23 protein-coding genes are annotated in these 26,268 nt (G+C 70.0%); 8 read left to right on the top strand and 15 right to left on the bottom strand.

Annotated features, from left to right (window positions below; genetic code table 11):
* Positions 1–5: 5 nt before the first annotated feature.
* A complete protein-coding gene (locus CKO28_RS05950; protein WP_200339705.1) occupies positions 6–800 on the bottom strand; it encodes a UDP-2,3-diacylglucosamine diphosphatase in 795 nt (264 codons plus the stop codon).
* Between the two features lie 163 nt (positions 801–963).
* Here CKO28_RS05950 and CKO28_RS05945 point away from each other — a divergent pair, with 163 nt between their 5' ends.
* The gene (locus CKO28_RS05945) at positions 964–1,938 is read left to right on the top strand and encodes a diacylglycerol/lipid kinase family protein (RefSeq protein WP_200339704.1); all 975 of its coding nucleotides are present in this window, start codon (positions 964–966) and stop codon (positions 1,936–1,938) included.
* Between the two features lie 246 nt (positions 1,939–2,184).
* Positions 2,185–2,799, top strand: a complete 615-nt coding sequence (locus CKO28_RS05940) for a methyltransferase family protein (RefSeq protein ID WP_200339703.1) — start codon at positions 2,185–2,187, stop codon at positions 2,797–2,799.
* Positions 2,800–2,850: 51 nt separating this feature from the next.
* Here the strand turns inward: CKO28_RS05940 and CKO28_RS05935 are convergent, their stop codons facing one another.
* The 3 genes from CKO28_RS05935 to CKO28_RS05925 form a co-directional block, all read right to left on the bottom strand.
* Positions 2,851–4,206: a TldD/PmbA family protein gene (locus CKO28_RS05935; RefSeq protein WP_200339702.1), complete on the bottom strand. Its 1,356-nt coding sequence runs from the start codon at positions 4,204–4,206 to the stop codon at positions 2,851–2,853.
* A gap of 133 nt (positions 4,207–4,339) precedes the next feature.
* Positions 4,340–4,744, bottom strand: coding sequence for an MAPEG family protein (locus tag CKO28_RS05930; protein ID WP_242480362.1), 405 nt, complete (start codon positions 4,742–4,744; stop codon positions 4,340–4,342).
* 121 nt (positions 4,745–4,865) lie between these two features.
* Positions 4,866–5,789: a DMT family transporter gene (locus CKO28_RS05925; RefSeq protein WP_200339701.1), complete on the bottom strand. Its 924-nt coding sequence runs from the start codon at positions 5,787–5,789 to the stop codon at positions 4,866–4,868.
* A 116-nt stretch (positions 5,790–5,905) separates the two neighbouring features.
* On the opposite strand from CKO28_RS05925, the gene CKO28_RS05920 reads away from it, so the two are divergent.
* Entirely contained in the window at positions 5,906–6,775 is an 870-nt protein-coding gene (locus tag CKO28_RS05920) for a LysR substrate-binding domain-containing protein (protein WP_200339700.1), read from the top strand.
* A gap of 246 nt (positions 6,776–7,021) precedes the next feature.
* Here CKO28_RS05920 and CKO28_RS05915 read toward each other — a convergent pair whose 3' ends face one another.
* The gene (locus CKO28_RS05915) at positions 7,022–7,177 is read right to left on the bottom strand and encodes a hypothetical protein (RefSeq protein ID WP_200339699.1); all 156 of its coding nucleotides are present in this window, start codon (positions 7,175–7,177) and stop codon (positions 7,022–7,024) included.
* 206 nt (positions 7,178–7,383) lie between these two features.
* Here CKO28_RS05915 and CKO28_RS05910 point away from each other — a divergent pair, with 206 nt between their 5' ends.
* From CKO28_RS05910 to metZ, 5 genes are all read left to right on the top strand, one after another.
* A complete protein-coding gene (locus tag CKO28_RS05910; protein ID WP_200339698.1) occupies positions 7,384–7,845 on the top strand; it encodes a hypothetical protein in 462 nt (153 codons plus the stop codon).
* 379 nt (positions 7,846–8,224) lie between these two features.
* Positions 8,225–9,202 carry a calcium/sodium antiporter gene (locus CKO28_RS05905; protein ID WP_200339697.1) on the top strand — a complete coding sequence of 326 codons (978 nt, stop codon included), beginning with the start codon at positions 8,225–8,227 and terminating at the stop codon, positions 9,200–9,202.
* Between the two features lie 175 nt (positions 9,203–9,377).
* Entirely contained in the window at positions 9,378–10,013 is a 636-nt protein-coding gene (locus CKO28_RS05900) for a peroxiredoxin (RefSeq protein ID WP_200339696.1), read from the top strand.
* 150 nt (positions 10,014–10,163) lie between these two features.
* On the top strand, positions 10,164–10,589 hold the full coding sequence (locus tag CKO28_RS05895; RefSeq protein WP_200339695.1) for a rhodanese-like domain-containing protein: 426 nt from the start codon (positions 10,164–10,166) through the stop codon (positions 10,587–10,589).
* A gap of 17 nt (positions 10,590–10,606) precedes the next feature.
* Positions 10,607–11,842, top strand: coding sequence for an O-succinylhomoserine sulfhydrylase (gene metZ, locus CKO28_RS05890; RefSeq protein ID WP_200339694.1), 1,236 nt, complete (start codon positions 10,607–10,609; stop codon positions 11,840–11,842).
* Between the two features lie 129 nt (positions 11,843–11,971).
* Here the strand turns inward: metZ and CKO28_RS05885 are convergent, their stop codons facing one another.
* The 10 genes from CKO28_RS05885 to CKO28_RS28830 form a co-directional block, all read right to left on the bottom strand.
* Positions 11,972–12,187: a hypothetical protein gene (locus CKO28_RS05885; RefSeq protein ID WP_200339693.1), complete on the bottom strand. Its 216-nt coding sequence runs from the start codon at positions 12,185–12,187 to the stop codon at positions 11,972–11,974.
* Positions 12,188–12,456: 269 nt separating this feature from the next.
* The gene (locus CKO28_RS05880) at positions 12,457–12,606 is read right to left on the bottom strand and encodes a hypothetical protein (protein WP_200339692.1); all 150 of its coding nucleotides are present in this window, start codon (positions 12,604–12,606) and stop codon (positions 12,457–12,459) included.
* 349 nt (positions 12,607–12,955) lie between these two features.
* Entirely contained in the window at positions 12,956–14,599 is a 1,644-nt protein-coding gene (locus CKO28_RS05875; RefSeq protein WP_200339691.1) for a BCCT family transporter, read from the bottom strand.
* 276 nt (positions 14,600–14,875) lie between these two features.
* Positions 14,876–15,292: a universal stress protein gene (locus CKO28_RS05870; RefSeq protein WP_200339690.1), complete on the bottom strand. Its 417-nt coding sequence runs from the start codon at positions 15,290–15,292 to the stop codon at positions 14,876–14,878.
* A gap of 295 nt (positions 15,293–15,587) precedes the next feature.
* On the bottom strand, positions 15,588–16,622 hold the full coding sequence (locus CKO28_RS05865; RefSeq protein WP_338050058.1) for an ABC transporter ATP-binding protein: 1,035 nt from the start codon (positions 16,620–16,622) through the stop codon (positions 15,588–15,590).
* Complete coding sequence (locus tag CKO28_RS05860) at positions 16,615–17,625, bottom strand: ABC transporter ATP-binding protein (RefSeq protein WP_200339688.1); 1,011 nt, start codon at positions 17,623–17,625, stop codon at positions 16,615–16,617. Before CKO28_RS05860 ends, CKO28_RS05865 begins: the two co-directional genes overlap by 8 nt.
* A 9-nt stretch (positions 17,626–17,634) precedes the next feature.
* Positions 17,635–18,591: an ABC transporter permease gene (locus CKO28_RS05855; RefSeq protein ID WP_200339687.1), complete on the bottom strand. Its 957-nt coding sequence runs from the start codon at positions 18,589–18,591 to the stop codon at positions 17,635–17,637.
* A 3-nt stretch (positions 18,592–18,594) separates the two neighbouring features.
* A complete protein-coding gene (locus CKO28_RS05850) occupies positions 18,595–19,581 on the bottom strand; it encodes an ABC transporter permease (protein WP_200339686.1) in 987 nt (328 codons plus the stop codon).
* Between the two features lie 243 nt (positions 19,582–19,824).
* The gene (locus CKO28_RS05845; RefSeq protein ID WP_338050057.1) at positions 19,825–21,414 is read right to left on the bottom strand and encodes an ABC transporter substrate-binding protein; all 1,590 of its coding nucleotides are present in this window, start codon (positions 21,412–21,414) and stop codon (positions 19,825–19,827) included.
* 417 nt (positions 21,415–21,831) lie between these two features.
* Entirely contained in the window at positions 21,832–26,265 is a 4,434-nt protein-coding gene (locus CKO28_RS28830; RefSeq protein ID WP_200339684.1) for a translocation/assembly module TamB domain-containing protein, read from the bottom strand.
* Between the last annotated feature and the right edge of the window lie 3 nt (positions 26,266–26,268).

The following is a 26,268-nucleotide window of genomic DNA, read 5'->3' as shown; positions in this document are numbered from 1 at the left end:
AACCGCTAGGCCGCCTGCGCCGGGATCTGCAGGACGCCGCCCTTGGCTTCCGCCCAGTTCAGGATTTCCATCCGGCCGTCCAGGTCCTCGATCAGCGCGGTGCAGCTCTCCACCCAGTCGCCGTCGTTGAGGTAGACGATGCCCTCCATCCAGCGATGCTCGGCATGGTGGATGTGCCCGCAGATCACGCCGTCGCAGTTCTTCCGGCGCGCCTCGTCGGCGACCGCCTTCTCGTAATTGGCGATGAACTGGACCGCGTTCTTGACCCGGTGCTTCAGGTAGGCCGACAGCGACCAATAGCCGAAGCCCAGCTTGCGCCGGGCGAAGTTGAACCACTCGTTGGCCGCGAGCATCAGGTTGTAGGCCCAGTCGCCCAGCAGCGCGAGCCACTTGGCGTACTTGACCACGCCGTCGAACTGGTCGCCGTGCAGCACCAGATAGCGGGTCCCGTCGGCGCCGACGTGGACGGTCTCGCGGACCACCTCGATGTCGCAGAAGTGCAGGCCGGTATAGGCGCGCAGCACCTCGTCGTGGTTGCCGGGGACGTAGATCACCCGGGTGCCCTTGCGCGCCTTCTTGAGGATCGTCTGGACCACCGCGCTGTGGCTCGCCGGCCAATGCCAGGAGCGCTTCAGGCGCCAGCCGTCGAAGATGTCGCCCACCAGATAGATGGTCTGGGCGTCGATCGAGTTGAGGAAATCGAGAAGGAACTCGGCCTTGCAGCCTTTCGTGCCCAAGTGCACGTCCGAGATGAAGACCGCCCGGTATCGCCGCCGCATCGGACCGATCGTGCCGTGCATCTGCGTGCCACCTCTTTCTGCCGGCTGGTGGTTTCGATGCTGCGGGACGCTATATCTAGTGTTTTGTGACTTTCGGTCAGTTCGGTAAAACTCCCGTGACAGGTAATCGTCCTGTCATACGGGCGGCATTGCGTCCGCGCGGGCCGCCCGCTATCAGGGCCGAATGACCGACTCCCTCGCACGCCCGCCCAGCGCCGGTCCGGCACAGGCCAGTCCGGCCCGCCCGAGCGACGCCTCCGCGGTGCAGCCGCGCCGGCTGCTGATCGTCCACAACCCGGCCGCCGGCTGGCGGCGGATCGAACGGTTCCGCCAGACGCTCGCGCAGCTGGCGCGTCACGGCTGCCCGGTCACGGTCAAGGCGACGACCGGGCCCGGCGACGCGGAGACGCTCGCGGCTGCCGCCGAGGACGTCGACGTGGTCGTCGTCGCGGGCGGCGACGGCACCGTGAACGAAGCGCTCAATGGCCTGATGCGCCGGGCGCGCGGGATGCTGCCGCTGGCGGTGATCCCGCTCGGCACGGCGAACGTGCTGGCGGGCGAACTGGGTCTGCCGGTCGAACCCGACGGTGTCGCCCGGGCGATTGCGCACGGCACGATCGCGGCCGCCCATCTGGGCCGGGCCCGTTTCGACGCGGGCGCCCGCGGGTTCGCGCTGATGGCCGGGGCCGGGTTCGACGCGCAAGCGGTGGCGCGGGTGCGCACGCCGGTCAAGCGCAAGCTCGGCAAGGGCGCTTACGTGCTGGCGGGCCTGGAGGCGGCGGCCAGCTACCGCTACCCGCGGCTGACGGTGACGGTCGACGGAACGCCGCACGCCTGCGCCCAGGTCGTGGTCTGCAAGGGGCACTTCTACGCCGGCCGCTACGTGCTGGCGCCGGACGTGCGGCCCTGGCTGCCGGAACTGCACGTCGTCCTGTTCGAGCGCGGCGGGGCGGTCAATGCCGCGCGCTACACGCTCGGCATGCAGCTGGACCGGCTGGACCGCATGCCCGATGTGCGGGTCCTGCCGGCCCGGTCGGTGCAGATCGACGGGCCCGCCGGCGATCCGGTGCAGGGCGACGGCGATCTGCTGGGCCATCTGCCGGTCGGGATCGATCTCCTGGAAGACGCGGCCCGGTTCGTGATCGGCGATCCGCCGTAATGCCGAGCGCCGTCTTCAGGGAGCCAGAGCAAAATTCACGATGAAAGCCGGTTCGGTTTTCATCGATCTTGCGCTAGCGTCCGGCGATGGCCCACGCCGGCCCGGCCGGCCGGTTGGATAACGGCCGGAATTTCAACATTCTTTTGGCAGACCGCCGGGGCGTGCGATAACACCCGCCGGCCGCGGCGTTGCGAGCCGTGCCTGTCCCCACCGTCCGACCCGTGTCTCCGCGAGCACCGACCCCCCATGCCGCAAAGCCTTCAAAAACGCCAACGCGGACGTAAGAAGCAGCTGTGGGCGCTGGCGGCGGTCTCGACCGGTCTGATCCTGGTCTCCGCCCCGTGGTTGCCGGCCAGTCATCCGGTACCGCTCGCCAAGGAGGTGCTTGGCGGCCTGCTGATCGTGCTGGCGGTCGCCGGTCGGGTCTGGACGACCAGCCACATCGGCGGGCGCAAGAAACGTGAACTGGTGACCACCGGCCCCTACGCGCTCTCGCGCAACCCGCTCTACGGCTTCTCGGTGCTGGGCGCCGTCGGCATCGGGCTCAGCACCGGCAGCCTGGTGATCGGGCTGGGCCTGGGCGCCGGGGTGTTCGCCGTGCTGGACGCGATCAGCCGGCACGAGGAGGCGTTCCTGCGCCAGCAGTTCGGGTCGGCCTACGACAGCTATTGCCGGCAGACCCGGCGCTGGCTGTCGCTGCGCCGGCCCCGGCAGCCGGCCGAGGGCGTGTCGCCAAGCCGCGAGCGCATCCTGTACAGCCTGCGCGACAGCAGCCTGATGCTGCTGGCGATCCCGTTCATCCAGCTGGTGCAGTACCTGCAGGCGCAGGATGTCCTGCCGCGCCTGCTGTTCATCCCTTAAGCCGGCCGGCTGCCGGACGCCGGCGCCGCCTCCGGCGGCCCCGTCCGAACGCTACTCGCCCGCCAGCGTCATCCCGTCGACCCGCAGGTGCGGCACGTCGATGCCGTAGCGGAACTCCAGGTCGCTCGCCGGGGTGATGTTGCGGAACATCTCCTTCAGATTGCCGGCGACCGTCACTTCGGCGACCGGATAGGCGATCTGTCCCCGCTCGATCCAGAAGCCGGCCGCGCCGCGGGAATAGTCGCCGGTCACCTGGTTGACGCCCATGCCCATCATTTCGGTGACGTAGAAGCCCTCGTCGATGTCCGCGAACAGCGCGTCGACGTCGATCTGGCCGGGTTCCAGCCACATGTTCGACGGCGACGGTCCGGGCGGGGCCGAGGTGCCGCGGCTGGCGTGGCCGGTCGGGGCGAGCCCGAGCTGCCGGGCGGACGACAGCGACAGGAACCAGGTCGTCAGCACGCCGTCCTGGATCACGGCGTTGCGCGTGCGCGCCAGCCCCTCGGCGTCGAACGGCGCCGACTTCAGGCCGCGGTGAACGTGCGGGTCCTCGACCACGTTCAGGCCGGGGGCGAAGATCTGCTCGCCCATCTTGTCCTTCAGGAACGAGGTGCCGCGCGCCACCGCCGGGCCGCTGATCGCGCCGGCCAGGCTGCCCAGCAGGCCGTTACCCACGCGCGGGTGAAAGATCACCGGATAGCGCCCGGTCTTGGCGCGCCGCGGGTTCAGGCGGCGCACGGTGTTCTGCCCGGCGCGCGCGCCCACCGCCGTGGGATCTTCCAGGTCGGCGCCGTAGACCGCGCGGTGGAACGCGTAGTCGCGCTCCATCCCGGTGCCTTCGCCGGCCAGCACCGCGCAGCCGACGGAGTGCGCGGAGACCGCGTAGCCGCCCCGGAAGCCGTTGGTCGCAGCGAGCGAGATGCGCGCCCGGCTCCAGCCGGCCTCCGCGCCCTCGGAGTTGGTGATCCCGTCGACCGCGCGGGCCGCCTCCTCGCACGCCCGGGCGCGCGCGATCAGGGTATCGGCGTCGGGCTCCTGGGGATCGCAACTGTCCAGGCTGGGCCAGTCGGTCGCCAACTGGTCGGGCGAGGCGAGGCCGCAGTACGGGTCCTCGGGCACGTTCCTCGCCATCGCGAGCGCGCGCTCGGCGAGCTCGTCCAGCGCCGTCGCCGACAAATCGGAGGAGGAGACGCAGGCCTGGCGCTTGCCCACGAAGACGCGCAGGCCGAGGTCCTGCTCCTCGCTGCGCTCCAGCTGCTCGACGTTGCCCAGCCGCTGGGCGTGGGAAACCGAGGTCGAATCGACGAACACGGCGTCGGCCGCGTCGGCGCCGGCGCTGCGGGCGCGCGCCAGCAGGTCGTCCAGCACGTCCAGATGGGCCGGGTCGTGGCTGTCGCGTGGGCTCATGGCGGGCAGGCTCCGCGGAAAGGTTGAACGGGCGGCGGGCTCGGCCGCGCCCCTGCTATATAGGTGGTCCGGCCGGGGCGGGACCAGGGTCGGTTCGCGCCCCCGCTTCACGCCGGGGGCATTCGAGCGGACGTTACAGAATGAACGCCTCGGCCAGCAGCAGCAGCGCGCCGCCGGCGTAGACCGCGAGCGTCAGCAGCATGCCGACTTGCCGGCCGATCGACACGCCCGAACTGCGCCACAGCCCGACGGCGTGGAACACCCGGCCGATCACCAGCGCCAGGCCGAGCACGTGCAGCGCCCAGATCGGCGTGGCCATCAGCTCCAGCACCAGGATCAGGATCAGCGCCCCCGGCACGTATTCCGCCGCGTTGGCGTGCGCGCGGATCGCCCGCGCCAGGTCGTTGTGCTCGCCGGCGTTGATGCCGACCTGGTGGTGCCAGCGCAGCGCCATCACCCGCCCGGCCAGGACCAGCAGCCAGAGCAGCGACAGCGCGGTGTAGAAGGCGGTGAGGTGAACGGGGATCTGCATGGTCATGGGTTGGTGATATAGCGACGCGGCCGCGCGCGTAAAGTTCGAGATCGCCGCACGGGTGGGCCCGGGCCTGCCGACGCCGCCAAAGGCGTTGACCGGGTTCACGGCCGGGGGCAGCAGGCACTCACGCCTGCCGCGCGCCGCCGATGTTGGCGTTCGCCAGCGCGACCCCGCCCAGCACCGCCGCGGTGCCGACCGCGAACGGCCAGCCGGGCTCGCTCGCGCCGATCGCGATCAGCAGCGCCGAGGCGACCAGCGGCACCGCGTAGGCGAGCAGCCCGACCGAGCGCGCCGGCCCGCGCCGGACGCCGTAGGCCCAGGCGACGAACGCCAGGCCGTAGGGGCCGACCCCGATCGCCGCACTGATCGCCAGGGCGTGGAGGGGCAGCGGCCACAGCGTCGCCTCCAGCCCCAGATGCAGCAGGCCCGCCGCGCCCGCGCCGAGCAGGAACACCCGCGGCCAGGCGCCGGGCCCGAGCGTCGGCCCGTGACGCAGCAGCAGGGAATAGACCACCCAGCAGCTGCCGCTCGCCAAACCAAGCAGGTAGCCGCCCAGTGTCGCCAGCCCGGCCGTGCCGGCGCCGGCGTCCCCCAGGACCAGCGCGGCGCAGCCGGCGAAGGCGACCGCGCCGCCCGCCAGCACGACGCCGCGCACCCGCCCGCGGGTCAGGATCTCGCTCGCGGAGACGAACATCAGCGGCCAGGTGTAGGTGACCAGCGTGACCTGCGCGGCCGGCGCCAGGTTGAGCGCCAGGAAGTAGAACGCGATCGCACCGACGAGCGCGACCGCGAGCCCGCCCAGCCGCAGCCACGGCACCGGCGGACCGGTCCCGGCCGGCCGGCCCTCGACCAGCCGGCCGCGCCCGAACTCGACGGCGGCCGCGCAGGCAAGCGCGATCGCGGCCATCTGCAACGGCGGCACCGCGGACGCCAGGTTGCGCAGCACGGGCATCGCCCCCCACAGGACGACGGCGAAGACCGCCGCCAGGAACGCCGTCTTTTCATCCCGGTTAAAGCCGACCGGGGCGCGCCGATAGACCTGCCGCATGACTGCCTTCCTTGCCTTGAATGCTGCGTCTCGACCTGTCAGGTAAGGGGTCGGCAAAGATCACGCGAACGCATCTTTTTGATGGTTTCGATCATGTAATGTGATGGGAAGCGGCGATGGCGACGGCCCCGACGCGCACTTTCGATCTCGACCTCCTGCGCAGCTTTACGGCGGTGCGGGAGACGGGCGGCTTCACCGCGGCGGCGCGGCGGCTGAACAGCACGCAGTCGACCGTGTCGATGCAGATCCGCCGGCTGGAAGCGCAGGTCGGCACGACGCTGTTCCAGCGCCTCGGCCGGTCGGTGCAGGTGACCCCGGACGGCGAGCGGCTGGCGCCCTATGCGGGCCAGCTGCTGGCGCTGAACGACCGGGCATGGAACGATGTTACGAGCGCGGAACTGTCGGGGCGGGTGCGTCTCGGCATCCCGGACGACTTCGCCTTCTACCTGCCGGAGGTGATCCGGGAGTTCCGGCAGCAGTATCCGGGGGTCGACCTGCAGGTGACCTGCGACCTCTCGGTGGCGCTGATGAACCGGCTGGCGGCCGACGCGCTCGACGTCGCGATCGTTACCCGGCACCCGCGCACGCCGGGCGGGCACCTGCTGCGGCGCGAGCCGCTGGTCTGGGTCGCCGCGCCCGACCACCAGCCGGAACGCCAGGACCCGTTGCCGCTGTCGCTGTTCCCGCGCGACATCTGCGTGTTCCGCGAGCGCGCGCTCGACGCGCTGAGCGAGGCCGGGCGGAATTGGCAGGTCGTCTACACCTCGATGAGCCTGACCGGCCAGCAGGCGATCGTCGGCGCCGGCCTGGCGGTGACCGTGCTGATCCCCAGCATGGTCAGCCCGCAGCTGCGCCAGCTGGGCCCGGAAGCCGGCCTGCCCGACCTGCCCAAGGTGGAGATCGCCCTGCACCGCCGGCCCGGCCGCCCGAGCGAGGCGGTCAAGCGCCTGTCCGAGACGATCGAGCAGCGCCTTGCGGCGGCCTGACATGCCGCATCTCGTCGTCGACATCTCCGGTCACGGCTTCGGCCACGCCGGGCAGGTGATTCCGGTCGTGCGCGACCTGCTGGCCGCGTTGCCGGAGCTCAAGGTGACGCTGCGCACGGCCGTGCCGGCGGCGGTGCTGGCGCGCCACGTCGGGCGCGAGCTGCCGGTCGAGGCGCCGCCGGCCGATGTCGGCATGGTCATGTATGGGCCGATGGACGTCGATGCAGGGGCGAGTGCGGCGGCCTATCAAGAGCTGCACGCCGACTTCCCGGCCGTGGTCGCCCGGGAGGCCGAGCGGCTGGCCGCGCTGGAGCCGGACCTGCTGCTGGCCGACGTGCCCCACAGCTCGATCGCGGCGGCCGCGCGGCTGGGCGTGCCGGCGGTGGCGCTGTGCTCGCTCAACTGGCTGGACGCCTACCGCGCCTATTGCGCCGACCGGCCGGAGGCTGGCCGGATCATGCGGGAAATCCGGGCGGCGTACGCCGCCGCCGACCTGTTCCTGCAGCCCCGGCCGCACACCCCGATGGCCGAGTTGGCGAACGTCCGCTCGATCCCGCCGGTCTGTCGGGTCGGCACCGCACGGCGTGCGGAGGCACGCGCGCCTGGGGATGAGCGAGGGCACGGCGCTGGTCGCGGTCGGCTTCGGCGGCCTGCCGGGCGCGGCGGTGGCCGAGCTGCCGCGCCTGGACGGCGTCGTCTGGGTGCAGGCGGACGCCCCCGCCGGTCGCTCCGATGTCGTCAACCTGGCCGAGCTCGGCTTCGACTTCGCCGACCTCGCCGCGTCGGCCGAGGTGGTGCTGACCAAGAGCGGCTACGGCACGCTGTGCGAGACGCTGGCGGTGGGCACGCGGCTGTTGATGGTCAGCCGTCCGGACTGGCCGGAGGATGCGGGCATGCGCGCCTGGCTGGCCGGTCGCGGCACCGCCGCGGTACTGCCGCGCGCCCAGGCGACGGCCGGCGGCCTGGCGCGCGCTGTGGGCGACCTGCTGGCCCGCCCGCGCGGTCTTCCGGTGCCGCCGGACGGACGCGCGGCGGCGGTTGCTGCCGTGCGCCGGCGGCTGCCCGTGTGATCGTCGCGGCGGCGGGTCCGGGAATCGCGGCGGGTTTGGGCTTGCAAATCCGGGCGCTGCCGCCGATATGCCCACCCGGGGCCTGCCGCCGGTCCCAAGACCGCACGCCGTGGGCGGCGCTTTCGGCGGTGGGTCAAGCACGCCCGCGCGCCGGCGACGGCGTTGCGCACGCCACCAATTCTGCCACCAAACGCGCGGCGTTCGCCGAAGCGCGCGCACCAGCAACGCGATCCAACCGATCCCAGCCGCGGCGCTCGAGCGGAGCGCGGGCGCAGTGCGCCCGGCCGCGCGGCGACCGGCGGGGCGGAACACATTCAACCGGGGGCGGCCGGGGTCGCGGCGGACGAGCAGCCGCGGCGGTCGGCCGGATAACGGACGCATGAACTATGTACTGGCGATCGGCGGACTGGTTCTCCTGTTCCTGGGCGGCGAAAGCCTGGTCCGCGGCGCGGTCGGGTTGGCCCGCAAGCTGGATGTCTCGCCGCTGTTCACCGGCCTTGTGGTGGTCGGCTTTGGCACCAGCGCGCCCGAGTTCGTGGTCTGTCTGGAAGCCGCGTTGCGCGGGCAGTACGACATCACGATCGGCAACATCGTCGGCTCCAACATCGCCAACCTGATGCTGATCCTGGGCGTGGCCGGGATGATCCAGCCGATCCTGAGCCGGGCCTCGATCATCAAGCGCGACGGGCTGGCCATGCTGCTCGGCGCGGCCGTATTGGTCGGCCTCGCCTTCCTGGGCGAAGTATCGCGTTTGCTGGGCATCCTGCTGCTGTTGATGCTGGTCGGCTTCATCGCGGCCTGTTGGATCTCCGAGCGCGCGACCAAGAACGGCGACAGCAGCGAGATCGAGGAGGAAATCGAGGAAGAGGTCGGCAAGCTTCCGGCCAGCACCTGGGTCGCGGTGTTCGCGGTGCTGGCGGGCATCGTCGGCCTGGTGCTGGGCTCCAACATGCTGATCGAGGGCGCGACCGGGATCGCCCGCGACTTCGGCATTTCCCAGGCGGTGATCGGCGTCACGCTGGTGGCGATCGGGACCTCGCTGCCAGAGCTGGCCGCGGTGATCGTCGCGGCGATCCGCAACCACGCCGACGTGGCGCTGGGCAACGTGCTGGGCTCCAACGTTTTCAACGTCTTCGGCATGCTGGGCCTGACCGCGGTGATCCAACCGCTGACGATCAGCCGCGCTTTCCTCGACCTCGATATGTGGGTGATGCTTGGGGTGTCCGCGCTGCTGCTGGTGTTCCTGACCACCGGCAGCCGCTTGAACCGCGGGGAAAGCCTGCTGCTGCTCGCGGGCTACACCGCCTATGTCGTGTTCCTGCTCGACCCCACGGGCATGCCTGGCGCCGCGGCGTGACGCGACGCAGACCAGGGTTGTGCGCGCGAGCGCGCGCGGGCGTTGACTCTGGCGCGCGCGCTCAAATATACGACAGACAAGCGTAGTAAGACGTATTTTAACATGATACGTCGTGGAATTGGGCCGGCCGAGCCCACAGGGCGCCGACCGGCCCGGTCCTGAAGGAGGACACGTCATGAGCTTGCGCCTAGGCGACACCGCGCCGGACTTCACCGTCGAGACGACCGAGGGCACGATCAACTTCCACGAGTGGATCGGCGAGAGCTGGGCCATCCTGTTTAGCCACCCGAAGGACTTCACGCCGGTGTGCACCACCGAGCTGGGCGAGGTGGCCAAGCTCAAGGGCGAGTTCGACAAGCGCAACGTCAAGCCGATCGGCCTGTCGGTCGACCCGCTGGGCTCGCACGAGCAGTGGAACCAGGACATCGAGGAGACGCAGGGCTACGGCGTCAACTTCCCGATGATCGCCGACCCGGACCGCAAGGTCGCCGAACTGTACGACATGATCCATCCCAATGCGGATGCGACCGCGACCGTGCGTACGGTGTTCATCATCGACCCGAACAAGAAGATCCGCCTGAGCCTGACCTACCCGCAGACCGCCGGGCGGAACTTCGACGAGATCCTGCGCGTGATCGATTCCATGCAGATGACCGATCGCTACAAGGTCTCCACGCCGGTCAACTGGAAGCAGGGCGAGGATGTGATCATCGTCCCGGCGGTCAGCGACGACCAGGCGAAGGAGCTGTTCCCGAAGGGCTTCAAGACGCTCAAGCCCTATCTGCGCTATACCCCGAACCCGGACGCGTGAGCCCTTGGCGGCCGGATCGGGACGCCACGGGCGATGACGCTTGCCAGCCTGACCCGCCGGGCCGCACGCCGGGCGGGTCTTCACCCTCGCGGCCGGCCGGCGCCCGAAGCGGCGCCGCGCCGGCCGTCTGCCGCCGAGCGGGACCGCTTGATGACCGAACACGGCTATGCCGGTGACATCGCGCCGGACACGGCCTGGGAAATTCTGCAGGACGACCCGACCGCCAAGCTGGTCGACGTCCGCACCCGGCCCGAGATTACCTTCGTCGGCCAGCCCGATCTCAGCCAGCTCGGCAAGGCGCTGGTGACGGTGCCGTGGAAGACCTATCCCGACATGGCGGCCAACCCGCGGTTCGTCGACGACGTGGCCGGGGCGGGCGTGAAGCCGGAGGATACCGTGCTGCTGCTGTGCCGGTCCGGCCAGCGGTCGGCCGCGGCGGCGCAGGCGCTGAGTGCACGCGGCTTCCAGCGCTGCTACAACGTCGCCGAAGGCTTCGAGGGCGACAAGGATACGCACGGCCACCGCGCCACGCACAACGGCTGGAAAGTGCGCGGCCTGCCCTGGATCCAGGACTGAAAAGACAGCACCCGACAATGGCGCGCGACGACGGCACCCCGAACGACCGCCCGGCGAACGACCGTCCGGCCGGCTCCGGCCGCTACCGCCCGCAGACCGAGTTGGTCCGCGGCGGGCAGACGCGCAGTTCGTTCAACGAGACGTCGGAAGCGCTCTACCTGACCAGCGGCTACGTCTACGGCTCCGCGGAGGAGGCGGAGGGCGCCTTCACCGGCGAGATGCCGCGGTTCGTCTACTCCCGCTATGCCAACCCGACGGTGGCGATGTTCGAGGAGCGGCTGCGCCTGCTCGAGGGGGCGGAGGCGTGCTTTGTCACCGCGACCGGGATGTCGGCAGTGTTCGCGTCGATGATGTGCCAGCTGCGCACCGGTATGCGGGTGGTTGCCTCGCGTGTGCTGTTCGGCTCCTGCCACTACATCGTGAACGATATCCTGCCGCGCTTCGGGATCGAGACCGAATTCGTCGAGGGCGGCGACAACGCCGCCTGGGCGGCCGCGCTGGAGCGGCCGGCCGACATCGTGTTCCTGGAAACCCCGGCGAACCCGACGCTGGAGATCGTCGACCTCGGCGTCGTCTGCGACCTGGCGCACAAGGCCGGCGCCTGCGTGGTGATCGACAACATCTTCGCCAGCCCCGTGCTGCAGCGCCCGCTCGAGTTCGGCGCGGACGTGGTGGTCTATTCCGCGACCAAGCACATCGACGGCCAGGGGCGCGCGCTCGGCGGGGCGGTGCTGGGCTCCAAGGCGTTCATCGACGACAAGCTGTTTCCGTTCGCCAAGCACACCGGCCCCAGCCTCAGCCCGTTCAACGCCTGGATCATGCTGAAGGGGCTGGAGACGCTCGACGTCCGGGTCCAGAAGCAGTGCGACAACGCCGAAGCGCTGGCCGATTTCCTGGCCGCACAGCCGGGCGTGCGCGAGGTGCGCTATCCCGGCCGCGGCACCGGTCACCAGGCCGATCTGGCGCGCAGCCAGATGAAGCGCGGCGGCACGATCGTCGCGTTCGAGGTCGCCGGCGGCAAGGAAGGCGCGTTCGCGGTGCTGAACCGCCTCGGGCTGATCGACATCTCCAACAACCTGGGCGACGCCAAGACATTGGCGACCCACCCGGCGACCACGACGCACCAGCGCGTGCCCGCGCAAACCCGGCACGAGATCGGCATCGGCGACGGCCTGATCCGGCTGTCGGTCGGGCTGGAGGACGTCGAGGACCTGAAGGACGACCTGGGCCACGCGCTCGCCGCAGCCGGCTAGAGCTATATGCTTGAACGCGAAACGGCCTTCAAGCTGAAGGTAGCTTTAACTCCCTGAATAGAGGGCACGAGTCAGCCGAAAGGTAATTCCGCCTTTCAGCATCTTGCTCTTGGCCGTTGTAATAGGTTTTTAGCGCTTGCCCTGACGGCGCTCGACCAGCGCCTTGTCGACGAACTGCAGCAGCACGACGCCGCCGTACATCAGCCCGGCCAGCGCCAGGAACGACAGCACGAACAACAGCTTGTTGTGGTCCTGGAACAGCAGGAGCAGGAAAGCGATCGCCAGCATCGGCGCGGCCAGGACGAGCCCAAGTCGGTGGGCGTTGCCGGTGTAAAGGCGTCTCATCGCGGCCCCTCGCAACGTCGGTTCGGTTGCCGTACCCGGGTGGCCGCGCGGACCGCGGCTGACCGGTATCGGGAAAAAGGGGCGCGGCCGGCAGGCCGCCGGCCGCGCGTCCAGGCTGGTGCAGATACGGCCGATCCCGGCGCGTTGTGCGCCGCGGTAACGGGCGAATCTAGAACGGAAATGGGCACGACCGGCGCGCGCGACCAGGGGGTGCGCCGGGTTATTTTTGGACTGCTAAGAAGGCCGCTGCCGCGAAGGCCGTGGTGGCCTCAAACCGTCAGCGCGGTCGAGCCGACGTAGGACACCAGCCCGGCCGCCGCGAGTCCGGCGATCAACAGGGCGACGATCGCCAGCCAATGCGGCTGCTTGGCCGGGGAACCCGAGGCGGATGGGGTGGCGGCGGTGTCGGGGCGCGGCATGGGAGTGGGTCTTGGCAGGGGCAGCCGTCGGGTCGGCGCGTGGTGGGCGGGTGCGGTGGTGACGGGGAAGGCGCGCCGCGGCCGTTGCAAGGGCCAGGCCCGGTCGTGCGGCGCGGCCGTTATCGCAGCTCGATGTTAAAAGATGGTTGTGATCCGGCCACTTTTGCACGGTTCGTGAGATGCAATTCTGTGCACGGCGCGCATGGCTGGCCTGCGGCTCGGTCGCTCCCGACCGCCGCGGGTGTGTCGGGGCCCTGCAGCCCCCGAACGCGAAGGCGCCGCGCCCCGGACGGGGCACGGCGCCTTCTGAACCGGAACGGCTCAGGGCCGTTGGTTCGCTCGGCCGCGGCTACTGCGCCTTACGGGACCGGATCAGCGGCGGCTTCGCCTTGGGTTCCTGCATCAGGCCCTTCACCAGGGCGTAGCAGGCGACCAGCAGCACCACCGCGAACGGCAGGCCGGTCGAGACGGCGGCGGCCTGCAAGGCCCCCAAGCCACCGCCCAGCAGCAGGGCGATCGCGACCAGGCCCTCGAAGATGCACCAGAAGACGCGCTGGGGCACCGGGGCATCGACCTTGCCGCCGGCGGTGATCGTGTCGATCACCAGCGAGCCGGAGTCCGACGAGGTCACGAAGAACACGATCACCAGCACGATCCCGACGAACGAGGTGATCGCGGCCAGCGGCATCTGCTCCAGCATGGTGAACAGCTTGAGCTCCAGCGGGGCATCCGCGATCGCGGACACGCCGGCGTTGACGAAGCCAATCGCCGTGCCGCCGAACGCGGTCATCCACAACACCGAGACGATCGAGGGCACCAGCAGCACGCAGAACAGGAACTCCCGCACCGTGCGGCCGCGGCTGACCCGGGCGATGAACATGCCGACGAACGGCGACCAGGAGATCCACCAGGCCCAGTAGAACGAGGTCCAGCCCTGCGAGAAGTTGGCGTCGTCGCGGCCGAACGGCATCGACAGCGCCGGCAGGTACTCGCCGTAGGCCATCAGGTTGTTAAAGAAGCCGGTCAGGATCGCGATCGTCGGGCCCAGGACGATCACGAACAGCAGCAGCAGGAACGCCAACACCATGTTGATCTCGGACAGGCGCTTCACGCCCGCCTCGACGCCGGCGATCACCGAGACCAGCGCGATGGCCGTGATGCCGGTGATCAGCAGCACCTTCGAGGTGTCCGAGGCCGGGATGCCGAACAGGTATTCGAGCCCCGCGTTCGCCTGCTCGGCGCCGAAGCCGAGCGAGCAGGCCAGGCCGAACAGCGTGGCGAACACCGCCACGGTGTCGATGACGTGGCCGGTCCAGCCCCACACCCGGTCGCCGAACAGCGGGTAGAAGATCGAGCGCATCGACAGCGGCAGGCCCTTGTTATAGGCGAACAGGGCCAGCGCCAGCGCCACCACGGCGTAGATCGCCCAGGGGTGCAGACCCCAGTGGAAGATCGTCGCCGCCATGCCGAGCCGTCGGGCAGCTTCCTCGTTGCCCGCCGCGCCGCCGAGCGGCGCCCAGCTGTCGGGCGAGCCCGCGCCCTCCGCGAAAGACGAGGAGAAGTGCGAGATCGGCTCGGACACGCCGAAGAACATCAGGCCGATGCCCATGCCCGCGGCGAACAGCATGGCGAACCAGCCGGCGTAGGAGAACTCCGGCTTGGCCTCCGTGCCGCCGATTCGGATCCGCCCCAGCGGCGAGATCATCAGGCCGATGCAGACCAGCACGAAGATGTTGCCGGCCAGCAGGAAGAACCAGTCGAACGTCGAGGTGACGGCCGGCCGCAGCCAGCCGAAGAAGCTCTCCGCCTGATCCGGCAGGGCCAGCGCGTAGAACACCACCGCGCAGATCACCAGGCCGGAGATCACAAACACGGGGTTGTGGATGTCCAGGCCGAACGGGCCCAGTTGTTTCTGGATGTTATCCTGACCGACGACGTAGTCGGTCTGGACGACGGCAGCGTCCCCATCCGGGGTGAGCGCATCGTCGCTCATGTCGCCTCCTTGCTCTGATTATTGTTGTCGCTGACTTTTCGCAGCGTCGGTTGGTTGCGTGTCCCCCCAAGGGAATGGTGGTCCGGCTGTCGACCCGTGCGCCGACGGGTCCGGGCCGCCGAACCGGCGGTTTTCGCCGGGTTTGGCGCCGCCAAGCCCGTGCGATGCTTCGGGGCCGGGATGCTCCGGGGCCGGGATGCTCCGGGGCCGGGATGCTCCGGGGCCGGGTAGGTCAGCTGTGGTCTTTCAGCGTCCGGTGTCTTTCAGCGTCCGGGTCTAGCGGACCACGAACACCGATACGTCGGCGTGCAGCGCCATCTTGCCAGCGTTGGATTCGAAGATGTGCTCCTGGATACCCGGCACGTGCGAGGCCATGACGACCAGGTCGCAGCCCTGCTCGTGAGCGGCCTTGATCAGCTTCTTGCCCAGATCGGCCACCGGGTCGGGATCGACGATCGTGTGCGATTCCGCGCTGTGCAGGCCGAGCTTCTGGTTCTCGGACTGGGCAAACGCCTCCAGCTTCTGGGCGAACTCCTCCGGTGTGTGGGCCACCGACGTTGGCGTCGACGCGGTCACGGCGGTGTAGCAGACGGGAATGCCGTACTGCTTGGACAGGTCCGCCGCCGTGGTGAGCGCCTTCTCCAGCCGGTCGGTGTGCGCCAAGTCCACCGGGATCATGATCTTCTTGTACATGATAATTCCCTCTTGTCCGGCGGGGTTTCGGCAGTATTTGGGCGAAGCACGGACGGTAGCACGGCCGTAGTCACACGAAAAGCGATTGATCGCCAGGATAAATCAAAGCCCGAATGATCGCCGAGCGATGCCTGCAAGACCGCGTATCGATGACCGGAAAAAGCCGGACGACATTAACGCTTGACTGGGTGATCGCGCCCGATCCGCTCGCGCGATGTGCTGCATCGCACAAATATCGCCCCACACCGGCGGTGCTGCGCGACCGATCGGATCGACGTCGGGCTGGGCGAGCGACTCAGCCGCCGCGGGTGTGCGTGTCGGCGGGCGGCATCCGCCTCTCTGCGACGGCGTGGCAGCGGACCTGGCCGCCGCCCGCGATGTCCAGCGTCGCCGGCACCTCGCGCTGGCAGCGGTCGCCGTCGGCGAACGGGCAGCGCGGGTGGAAGTGGCAGCCGTCGGGCGGCTGGATCGGGCTCGGCACCTCGCCGCCGACCGGCGTACGGGCGCGCCCGCTCATCTCCAGGTCCGGGATCGCCTCCAGCAGCATCCGGGTATAGGGATGCTGCGGCCGGGTGAACAGGGCGTGCGCCGGCGCCCATTCGACCAGCCGGCCGAGGTACATCACGCCGACGTAGTCGGAGATGTGGTAGACCACCGCGAGATCGTGGCTGATGAACAGATAGGTCAGGCCCAACTCGCGCTGCAGCCGCTTCATCAGGTTCAGGATCTGCGCCTGGACGGAGACATCGAGCGCACTGGTCGGCTCGTCGCACACCAGGAACTCGGGCTCGCTCGCCAGCGCCCGGGCGATCGAGATGCGCTGGCGCTGCCCGCCGGAGAATTCGTGCGGGAACTTCTCGCCGTCCGCCGCCGACAGCCCGACCAGTTCTAAAAGTTCGCCGACCCGGCGCCGGATCGCCGCCGCGCCGGCGGCCAGACCGTGCACCCGGATCGGCTCCGCGATGATCGTGCGCACCCGCCAGCGCGGGTTCAGGCTGGCGTAGGGGTCCTGGAAGATCATCGCCCAGCGCCGGCGCAGCGGGGCCATCTGGCGGCGGCCGCGGATGCTGGCCAGGTCGGTGCCGTCGAACGTGACCGACCCGCGGGTCGGCCGGTACAGGCCGACCACGACGCGGGCCACCGTCGACTTGCCGGAGCCGGATTCGCCGACCAGCGAGAAGGTGGTGCCGCGCGGGATGTCGAAGCCGACGTTGTCGATCGCCTGCACGAAGGCCTGCGGCTGGCCCTGCAGCACGCGGTTCAGCAACGGCGGCGAGACGTCGAAGGTCTTGGCCAGATCGCGGACCTGGAGGAGCGGCCGTTCAGCCACGCTCACCCCCACCCCTACCGGTGCCCGCGCCGGCAGGCTCCCCGGCGTGCAGCCAGCAGGCCGCCCGGCTGGCGCCGGCGTCGAGCAGCTCCGGGCGCTCCTGCCGGCAGCGGTCGAACGCCCGCGGACATCGGGGATGGAAGGCGCAGCCGGCCGGGATCTGCGACAGCCGGGGCATGGTGCCGCGGATCTGCGCCAGATCCTCGGTCCGGCCGCCGATCTTGGGGATCGCGTCCATCAGCCCTTCGGTATAGGGGTGCTTGGCGTTCTGCACGACCTCGCGCACCGGCCCGACCTCGACGATCCGGCCGGCGTACATCACCGCCACCCGGTCGGCCGTCTCGGCGATCACGCCCATGTCGTGGGTGATCAGCAACACGCTGGTGCCGTGCTCCCGGCACAGGCGCTTCAGCAGCTGGATGATCTGCGCCTGGATCGAGACGTCGAGCGCGGTCGTCGGCTCGTCGGCGATCACAAGCCGCGGCTCGGCGCACAGCGCGAGCGCGATCACCACGCGCTGGCGCATCCCGCCGGAGAAGTGGTGCGGGTACTGGTCGATCCGCTGTGCCGGGGCCGGGATGCCGACCTCGGTCAACAGTTCGATCGCACGCGCGCGCGCCTCGGCCTCGCCGCGGTCGGTGTGGGTGCGGATCGTCTCGGTCAGGTGGAAGCCGATGGTGTAAAGCGGGTTCAGCGAGGTCAGGGGGTCCTGAAAGATCATGCCGATCCGCTGGCCGCGCAGCCGGCGCATCTGGTCGTGCGGCAGGTGGTCGATCCGCGCGCCTTCCAGCTGCACGCGGCCGCCCGAAATTCGCCCGGGCGGTTCCAGCAGGCCGATCACGGCGGTGCCGGTCATCGACTTGCCGGCCCCGGACTCGCCGACCACGCCCAGCACCTCCCCGGCGTCGATCCGGAAGGAGATGTCGTCGACCGCCCGAAGCGTGCCGCGGCGGGTTGGAAACTCGACGGTCAGGTTGTCCACCTGCAGGACGGGCCGGGCCATGACGGACGCCTATCGCAGCTTGGGGTTCAGGGCGTCGCGCAGCCAGTCGCCCAGCAGGTTGACCGCCAGCACCAGGACCGCAAGCGCCGCGCCGGGGAACAGCGTGATCCACCATTCCCCGGAGAACAGGAAGTCGTTGCCGACCCGGATCATGGTGCCGAGCGAAGGCTGGGTCGGCGGCACGCCCACGCCCAGGAACGACAGCGTCGCCTCGGTGATGATCGCGAGCGCGAGCGAGATCGTGGCGATCACCAGCACCGGACCGAGCACGTTGGGGAGCACGTGGCGCACCACGATCAACCCCGGATGCACGCCGATCACGCGCGCGGCCTGGACGTATTCCTTGTGCTTCTCGACCAGGCAGGAGCCGCGCACCGTGCGGGCGTACTGCACCCAGAAGGATAGGCCGATCGAGACGATGATGACCGCGAAGGCGAGGTTGCCTTCCGCGTCGCCGCCCAGCACGCCGCGCGCCACCCCGTCGATCAAAAGCGCGATCAGGATCGCCGGGAACGAGAGCTGCACCTCCGCAACCCGCATGATCACCGCGTCCACCGTGCCGCCCAGGTAGCCCGCGATCAGGCCCAGCGTGACGCCGATCGCCGCCGCCAGCAGGACGGCCGCGAAGCCGACCAATAGGGACGCGCGCGCGCCATAGATGATGGTGGAGAGAATGCCCCGGCCCTGATCGTCGGTGCCCAGCGGAAAGCGTGCGTCGCCGCCGTCCATCCACATCGGCGGCAGGAAGGAATCCATCAGCGAGATGTTGGCGAGGTCGTAGGGATCGTGCGGCGCGATCCAGGGCGCGAGCAGGGCGGCCAGGAAGTACAGCGCGGTCACCGCGCCGGCCAGCATGGTGACCTTGGACTGCTTGAAGGAATGGAAAACGTCGCTGTCCAGCCCGCGATGGATCGCGCCGGCCAGGCCGGGCCGGTGGATCGGAGCGGTCGTGCGGTCGGCCGCCATCGCCTAGTGCCCCGCGCTGGTCGCCCGGTCGACCCGCAGGCGCGGATCGACGGCGTAGTACAGCAGATCGACGATCAGGTTGATCAGCACGAAGAAGAAGGCGATCAGGATCAGGTAGGCGGCCATGATCGGAATATCGACGTTCTGGATCGCCTGCAGGAACAGCAGACCCATGCCCGGCCACTGGAACACTGTTTCGGTGATGATGGCAAAGGCGATGATCGAGCCGAGCTGCAGCCCGGTGATGGTGATCACCGGCACCAGCGTGTTTTTCAGCGCGTGGCCGAAGTGGACCGCCCGGTCGCTCAGCCCGCGGGCGCGCGCGAATTTGATGTAGTCGGTGCGCAGCACCTCCAGCATCTCCGAGCGGACCAGCCGCATGATCAGCGTCATCTGGAACAGGCCCAGGGTGATCGACGGCATGAGCGCGGCCTTCCAGCCGCTTACGGTCAACAGGCCGGTGGTCCAGACCCCGAGGTCGACCGTCTCGCCACGGCCGAACGACGGCAGCCAGCCAAGCCAGACCGAGAAGACGAAGATCAGCAGGATGCCGATCAGGAAGGTCGGCAGCGAAATGCCGATCAGCGAGACGGTCAAAAACACCTTGGATAGCCAGGCGTCGCGCCGCAGGGCGGTGTAGACCCCCATCGGAATGCCGCAGGCAAGCGCGAACACGGCCGACAGGAACGCAAGCTCGAGCGTCGCCGGCAGGCGGTCGGCGAACAGCTCGGAGACCGGCTTTTTATGCTGGTAGCTGACGCCGAAGTCGAAGCGTGCGGCATCCGCGGCGAACCGGCCGAACTGCACCAGCATCGGATCGTTCAGGCCGAGCCGCTCGCGCAGTTCCGCGCGCTCCTCGGAACTGGTCTCGACCCCGACCATCTGATTGATCGGGTCGCCGATGTAACGGAACATCGAGAAGGCGAGCAGGGCGACCACCAGCATGACCACGATCGACTGGAGCAGCCGCCGGACGATGAACGCGATCAAGGCTGGGCGCCTGTCGTGGCGTGGCGGAGGGGCACGGGGACGATCCTGGCGGGCGGGGAACGGAGCTTACGGAAGCGGTAGCTTAACGATTCCCCTCCTTCCCATGGGAGGAGGGGGAAGGGGAGGAGGCGCCACGGGTCTATGCCGCGGACACCCTCCTCTCCCTAGCCCTCTCCTCCCAGTGGAGGAGAGGGAATCAGAGGGTGGCGGCGAGCGCCGTTGGTGCCGACCCGCGCACCCCAACTACTTCACGTTGACGTAGTACAGCAGCATCTTGTTGTCGGGCGATTGCTTCACCTCGACGTCGGTGGAGGTGCCCCAGGCCAGGTACTGCTGGTGCAGCGGGATGTAGCCCCAGTCCTCCTGCAGGATGCGGAAGCCCTCGGCGATCAGCTGGTTGCGCGCGGCCTCGTCGGTCTCGACCAGGATCTGCTCCGCCAGGGCATCGATCTTGGGATTGCAGTAGCCGCCCAGGTTGAACTTGGTCTGGATCGGGGTCTGGTCGCGATCCAGGCACATGATCAGGTTGGCGTAGATGTTGTAGCTATCCAGGCTGGAGGGCGTCCAGCCCAGCAGGTAAAAGCTGGTGTCGTAGGCCAGGACCTTGCCGAAATACTGCGCCTTGGGCTGGGCGTTCAGGTCGACCTCGACGCCGACCCGGGCGAGCATCGAGACCACCGCCTGGCAGATCGACTCGTCGTTGACGTAGCGGTTGTTCGGGCAGTCCATCCCGACCTGGAAGCCGTCGGGATAGCCGGCATCGGCCAGCAGCTGCTTGCTCGCCTCGGGATCGTAGCTGGGCCGGTCGAACCGGTCCGACAGCGCGAACAGCAGCGGCGAGATCATCAACGCCGACGGATCGGCCTGGCCGCGCATGATCTTCTGCTTGATCGCCTGGATGTCGATCGCGCGGTAGAACGCCTCGCGCACCCGGACGTCCTTGAACGGGTTCCTGCCCTCGACGTCGGAGTACAGCAGCTCGTCGCGCATCTGGTCCATGCCGAGGAAGATCGTGCGCAGCTCGGGGCCGGTCAGCGTCTCGGTCTGCGGGTTCGCGTCGACCCGGCGCAGGTCCTGCACCGGGATCGGGTAGGCCATGTCGACCTCGCCCGACAGCAGTGCGGCGACGCGCGTCGAATCCTGCGAGATCGGGGTGAACACGACCCGGCTCAGATTGTGCTGCGGGGTGTCCCACCAGTCCTCGTTGCGCACCAGGACCGTCTCGATGTCGGTCTCCCGGCTCTTGACCTTGAACGGGCCGGTGCCGTTGGCGTTGAACGCGGCGTAGTTGTCGGCCTCGGTGGTCACGTCGGTCGGCTGGACGGCGTTGTTCGCCTCCGCCCACTGCTTGTCCATGATGAACACGTCCTGCCACTCGTAGTGCAGGATCGGGTTCGGCTGGGCGGTCTTGAAGTCGACCGTGTAGTCGTCGACCTTGATGACCTCGGTGTTGGGCGCGATTTTCGAGCCCATGTCCGACCCGTCCATCTGGATGCGCTTGAAGGTGAACAGCACGTCGTCGGCATTGAAGGTGTTGCCGTTGTGGAAGGTCACACCCTTGCGCAGATGGAAGCGCCAGTGCGTCGGGCTCAGCAGTTCCCAGTCGGTGGCAAGCGCCGGCTCGATGTTGAGCTCGGTGTCGCGCCGGATCAGCCCTTCGTAGATGTTCGAATGGAAGCCGATCGTGAAGGTCTCGTTGAGCGCGTGCGGATCGAGCGACTGCGCGTCGCCCTGGAAGGCGTAACGAAACGTTTCCGCCTGCGCCGGGCTGGCCACGGCCAGGCCGGCTGCAACGGCGACGGCCGCCGCGAACCCGGTTTTCAAATTGGTCACCTGTGATCTCCCGACATTGAAGTAGGCACGGCCCCAAGTCTCCCCGCGGATGGTCGGGACGGGCGTTGGTGTGCGGCCGGCGGTCGCGCACGAAAGCGTGGGCACGGCCCGCCGTCGACCTGCCACCCCGAGGTCGCGACGTGCCCGCAGACCGCAGGACATTGCGCCAAATTAAGCGAGCCTGAGATGCGAAACAAGCCAGGCGTGTCATGGCGTCATCGGCGTAAATCGAAAACGCGGCAACCGGCCGTCGAATTCAGCGGATCGGCCCGCCGGCCCTCGCCGCTTCGCATTGAAATTAAGGTGTCCGGCGGTTTTTTTACCGGTTTCGTATTAAACGTCGCTCGGAATACACGCCGCGCGATCAGGACGCGCCCATCCGCCGCATTATCTAGGTCACGGGTACCGGTCGGGCCCTCAATAGTCCCAGTGGAACTGGACGCCGACGCTGCTGCCGCCCGAGACCCCGGCCGCGCTCTCCAGCTTGATGTGCTCGGTGACGTCGACTTCCACCTTAACCTGGGAGGAATCCAGCCCAGCGCCCTGTTCGACGCCGACGAACACGTCCTCGGTAACGTACTGGCCCGCTTCCACCGTCGGACCGGCGTCGGCGCTGCCGCCGATCTGCAGGACGTCCACGCCGACGAAGCTGCGCAGCCGCTCGATCACCCCCGGGCCGCCGCCGCCGAGCGAGAGCTGGGCCACCGCGGCGGCCAGCTGGGCGCTTTCCACCGGGCCCAGCTCGCCCGGCGACTTGCCGAACAGCAGGCGGGACAGCACCTGCTCCTGCGGCAACTGCGGCACCGACTTAAGCTCGAAGCTCGGCTGCGAAGCGCTGCCCGAGACCAGCACGATCGCGGTGAAATCGGGGCTTTCGTGGACTGCCCGGACGTCCAGTCGCGGATTGATCTCGCGCCCGCCGGAGAACGACACCTGGCCGCGCTGCAGGATGAACGTCTTGTTCAACAGCGATACCCGGCCGCGCACCGCCTGCAGCTGGCCGCGCACGATCGGCTGGCTGGCGGTGCCGGTGACCAGCAGGTTGCCTTGCCATTCACTGTCCAGCCCGTTGCCGCGCACGAAGGTCTGGCCGGGCACGTCGATCGCGATGTCCAGCTCGGTGCGGCTGGGCGCCTCGGCCGGCTGCGCGGGCCGGCCGGACTTGGCGGCCTTGTCTTCCGCCTGCTGGCGCGCCTGCAGCGCACGCTCGCTGACCACATTCAGGTCGCCGACCTCGGGCGGCAGGTTGTCCGGGATCCGGGCTTCGGCCTGGTTTACCGTGACGGTGCCCGAGATCAGCATGTCCTGCAGGCTGCCGGAGACCTGCATGTCGACATCGGCGTCCACGACCAGGAAGTCGAGGCGCGCCAGCTTGGCGCTGCGGGCGTCGATATCGACCGCGATCTCCGACCGCGTTCCGGAGCGCGGCAGGTCCAGCCCGCCGGTGATCTCGAGCGTCCCGTCGCCGCCGTCCTCGGCGGTGAAGCGCGCGATCTCGATCCGCTGGCCGGTCGCGCGCACGGTCGCTTGCAGCTCGGTTAGCAGGGTGCCGGTGTCTAGGTTCTCGTAGCGCGCTTGGTCCAGCCGCGCCGTGCCGAACAGCTCTGGGTTGCCCGGCGTGCCGGCGATCTGGAGGTCCAGGTTGGCCCGGCCGGTCAGGCGGTGGCCGGTCGCCGGGACCAGCGGCATCAGCGGGGCGACCTCGCCGGTCCAGGTCACCCGGCCGGTCATCTCGTCGTCCTGGCGCAAGCCGGCCTTGAAGCTCGGCGCGAGGGCGAGTTCGACGGGCACGTCGGCGGTCAGCTGCAGCGGGCTGTCGCCCAGCCCAGTCACCCGGCCGTTGGCGATCAGGCGGCCGGCCGGGTTCAGCCGCAGGTCCATCCGCGCGTCGAGCGGCGGCAGGTCGGTGCCCTCGCTGCCGACCTCCGACAGCGTCAGGTTGACCGCGCCGGTCGGCCCGTCGAGCGGGCCGGAGACCTGCGCGCGCGCGTTCAGCCGGCCGGTCAGCTGCGGCTCCGCCAGGGCGAGGCGGCTGTACGACAGCGGGATCCGGTCGGCGTCCAGGGTCAGCTCGATCCGCTCCGCGCCGCGGCGGGCATCGAGGGTGATCCGCCCGTCGCCGACGTCGAGCGCCAGGTCCCGCACCGCGAACTCCGGGCCTTGCAGGCGCATCCGGGCAGGCCGGGCGAGGGCGATGGTCCGCGCCCCGACCTCCAGCCGCAGCGTGGCCAGCGAGATCACCCGCGCGGGCCCGTCTTCGCCCAGGTTGCCGGCCAGCGAGACGGCGATCGGCTGGTCCAGCGTGCCCGCGCCGCGGCCCTGGCCCTCGGCTTTAATGTCGAGGTCGCCCGGCGTGCCGCGCGCGGTGACCCGCAGGCGTTCCATGGCGATCGGTCCAGCGGCGGCGCGCAGCAGGTTCACGCTCAGATCGGCGTTGGGCGTGGAAAACGCGTTGTCGACCGTGCCATCCAGCTCGATCCGCTCGACCGTCGGGCCGCCGTCGGGCAGCGCCACCTGGGTAATCGCGCCGCCGAGCGCGACCCGCTGGCCGCCCGCGCCGTCCGGGCCCAGCGTCACCGTCAGGTCGGCGGCGGCCGACGCGTCCAGCCCGGCGACCCGGCTCAGCAGCGGGCGCATCTGATCGCTCGCGATCTCCAACGCGCCGTCCAGCGCGCCGCCGGCAAGCGGGACGTCCAGCCGCTCGCCGCGCACGTCCAGCCCCGGCACTGCCGCCCGGATCGCGCTCAAGCGGAGGTTTTCGCCTGTAAGCGCGAACCGTGTTTCGGCGTCGACCGGTCCGGCCGGCCCATCGGTCGTGTCCAGCTGAAGCCGGCCCTGCGGGCGGCTCGCCAGCGTTCGCACGTCCGCCCGTACCCGGGCTGTGCCCAGGCGCTGGCCCGCCACGACGGCCTCGCTCAGGCGCAGGTCCGCGTCCACGCCCGGGTTGGCGAGTGCGCCCGACAAGTGCGCGGTCAGCTCCGCCGATCCGGCCAGCGGCACGTTGAGCGCCGGTGCCAGCACGCCCGCGTCGGGGACGGTGCCGGTGAACCGAGCGTCCAGGCTGGCGAAATCGCCCGGCACGGCGAGCTTGCCGCGGATGCGGGCGTTCGGCGTGTCCAGCGACAGCTCGGAAAGGGTCAGCCCGCCATCCGCGGCCAGCCGCAGGTCGGTGGCCAGCTGCACCCGGTCCTGCAGCAGCGCCTGCAGAAGCGGAATACTGGCGCCGACCTGCTGCAGGTCGCCCATGATCGTGGCCGCGACCAGCGGGTCGCCGCCGCTTCCGGTGGCGTCAAAGCGCGCATGTCCGCTCAGGGTGCCGTGGCCGCTCAGACCGAGCGGGACGACCGGGTCCAGCTGCGTCAGGTTCGCCAGCTGCACGTCGAAGGCGGCATCGCCGCTTGGTCCCGCGAGGTCGGCGCTGCCGTCCAGCCTGAGCTGCAGGTCGCGCAGCGACGCCGAGAGGCTGGCCTGCCGCAGGGTCATGGCGTCCAGGTCCAGCCGCCCGTCCAGCCGGGCGGAGATCGGGTGGCCGTCGTAGTGCGACAGCGCGTCGATCCTGAACCGGCTGCGGGCGCCGTGCACCTCTACGTGGGCGCGCCCTTGGGTGATCGCGCCGTCGGGCGTGTAGCGCAGGTCGACCGACACGCGCTCGGCCCCGGCTTGCGGCACACCGGCTTCCGCCGCCTGGGCGCTCAGCCGCAGCTCCGGCGCGGCGACGGCCCCGCGCGCGGTCAGGCGCGCGGACAGGCCGGCCAGCTCGACCGGCGCTGCGAGCGCGTTCAGCGGTGCGGGGTCGGTGACCGTCAGGTCGACCGCGGCGTCCAGCGTGCTGCCGTCCGGTGCCAGGCCGCCGGACAGTTGGGCGGCGAACGTTCCGGTCTGGATCTGCCCGCGCGCGATCGTGACGCCGGCCTCGCCGTTGCGCGCGACCGCCAGGTCGAAACGCACCGGGCCGCCGACCAGCCGCGCGACCGCGCCGCTCAGATAGCCCGGCGCCGCCGCCTCGCCGTCGAGCGCCAGGCGGGAAAAGTCGTCCAGCCGGACCGCGGTCTCGAGCCGGGCGGCCTCGCCGATCCGGGCCGTCAGCTCGCCCTGCCAGGCTTCGACCGGGCCGTCGCCGGTCAGCGACAGCGTCGCCCCGGCCCCGGCCGGCAGCTCCGCCAACCGCGCCAGCAGGCCGTCCGGCGGCGCGTCCAGCTTGAGGTCGACCGACAGGTTGCGGGGACCGGGATCGTATGCCGCGTCCAGGCGCAGGCTTCCCGATGGTCCGCCCAGCCGGGTGACGGCCAGTTGGGTGGTCAGGCGCCCGTCCTGAGGGGCCGCGGCTTGTCCGCGGACCTGGAAAGCGGCCGCGGTGCCGGCGATCGCCTCGCCGAGTTCCAACCGCGCGACCGCCAGGCGCCGCAGTCGGATCGCGACCGGCAGCTCCGGCAGTTCGAACGCGCCGGGCTCGGTCTCCTCGGCCGGTGCTTCCGCCGCCGCCGGACCGCCGGCGGGCAGGCGGTCCAGGGCGATCCGCGCGGCCGTCACGGCCTGCAGGTCCAGCCGGCCCGACAACAGGGCGAGCGGCGACCAGCTAAGCCGGACGCCTTCCAGGGTTAGCCACGGACCGTCGGCGTCGCGCAGCACCAGCCGGCCCAGCCGGATCTCCTGGGGCAGAGGGCCCTGCAGCCCCGCCACCGTCGCCGGGGTGCCGGGCGCGGACAGCGCGCTTTCGACCGCCGCCGCGATCCAGGCCTGGCCGCGCTCGGTGTTGGCCGCGGCCCACAGGCCGAGCAGCGCCAGCAGCAGCACGCCCACCAGGCTGCCCAGCGTCCAGCCGGCGATTTTGAGCGGACGGCGCAGTCGCATCGT

It is taken from the genome of Rhodovibrio sodomensis (assembly GCF_016583645.1).
Classification (GTDB): domain Bacteria; phylum Pseudomonadota; class Alphaproteobacteria; order Kiloniellales; family Rhodovibrionaceae; genus Rhodovibrio; species Rhodovibrio sodomensis.
This window is presented reverse-complemented; position numbering and strand designations above follow the sequence as displayed.

Bases quoted from the DNA above. Each gene is read 5' to 3' on its own strand.
- CKO28_RS05880 (WP_200339692.1), bottom strand. From the start codon at position 12,606: ATGCCGCGCCCCGACACCGCCGCCACCCCATCCGCCTCGGGTTCCCCG.
- CKO28_RS05950 (WP_200339705.1), bottom strand. From the start codon at position 800: ATGCACGGCACGATCGGTCCGATGCGGCGGCGATACCGGGCGGTCTTC.
- metZ (WP_200339694.1), top strand. From the start codon at position 10,607: ATGGCGCGCGACGACGGCACCCCGAACGACCGCCCGGCGAACGACCGT.
- CKO28_RS05895 (WP_200339695.1), top strand. From the start codon at position 10,164: ATGACCGAACACGGCTATGCCGGTGACATCGCGCCGGACACGGCCTGG.
- CKO28_RS05875 (WP_200339691.1), bottom strand. From the start codon at position 14,599: ATGAGCGACGATGCGCTCACCCCGGATGGGGACGCTGCCGTCGTCCAG.
- CKO28_RS28830 (WP_200339684.1), bottom strand. From the start codon at position 26,265: ATGCGACTGCGCCGTCCGCTCAAAATCGCCGGCTGGACGCTGGGCAGC.
- CKO28_RS05935 (WP_200339702.1), bottom strand. From the start codon at position 4,206: ATGAGCCCACGCGACAGCCACGACCCGGCCCATCTGGACGTGCTGGAC.
- CKO28_RS05920 (WP_200339700.1), top strand. From the start codon at position 5,906: ATGGCGACGGCCCCGACGCGCACTTTCGATCTCGACCTCCTGCGCAGC.
- CKO28_RS05930 (WP_242480362.1), bottom strand. From the start codon at position 4,744: ATGACCATGCAGATCCCCGTTCACCTCACCGCCTTCTACACCGCGCTG.
- CKO28_RS05855 (WP_200339687.1), bottom strand. From the start codon at position 18,591: ATGGCGGCCGACCGCACGACCGCTCCGATCCACCGGCCCGGCCTGGCC.
- CKO28_RS05925 (WP_200339701.1), bottom strand. From the start codon at position 5,789: ATGCGGCAGGTCTATCGGCGCGCCCCGGTCGGCTTTAACCGGGATGAA.
- CKO28_RS05945 (WP_200339704.1), top strand. From the start codon at position 964: ATGACCGACTCCCTCGCACGCCCGCCCAGCGCCGGTCCGGCACAGGCC.
- CKO28_RS05885 (WP_200339693.1), bottom strand. From the start codon at position 12,187: ATGAGACGCCTTTACACCGGCAACGCCCACCGACTTGGGCTCGTCCTG.
- CKO28_RS05910 (WP_200339698.1), top strand. From the start codon at position 7,384: ATGAGCGAGGGCACGGCGCTGGTCGCGGTCGGCTTCGGCGGCCTGCCG.
- CKO28_RS05900 (WP_200339696.1), top strand. From the start codon at position 9,378: ATGAGCTTGCGCCTAGGCGACACCGCGCCGGACTTCACCGTCGAGACG.
- CKO28_RS05905 (WP_200339697.1), top strand. From the start codon at position 8,225: ATGAACTATGTACTGGCGATCGGCGGACTGGTTCTCCTGTTCCTGGGC.
- CKO28_RS05870 (WP_200339690.1), bottom strand. From the start codon at position 15,292: ATGTACAAGAAGATCATGATCCCGGTGGACTTGGCGCACACCGACCGG.
- CKO28_RS05940 (WP_200339703.1), top strand. From the start codon at position 2,185: ATGCCGCAAAGCCTTCAAAAACGCCAACGCGGACGTAAGAAGCAGCTG.
- CKO28_RS05860 (WP_200339688.1), bottom strand. From the start codon at position 17,625: ATGGCCCGGCCCGTCCTGCAGGTGGACAACCTGACCGTCGAGTTTCCA.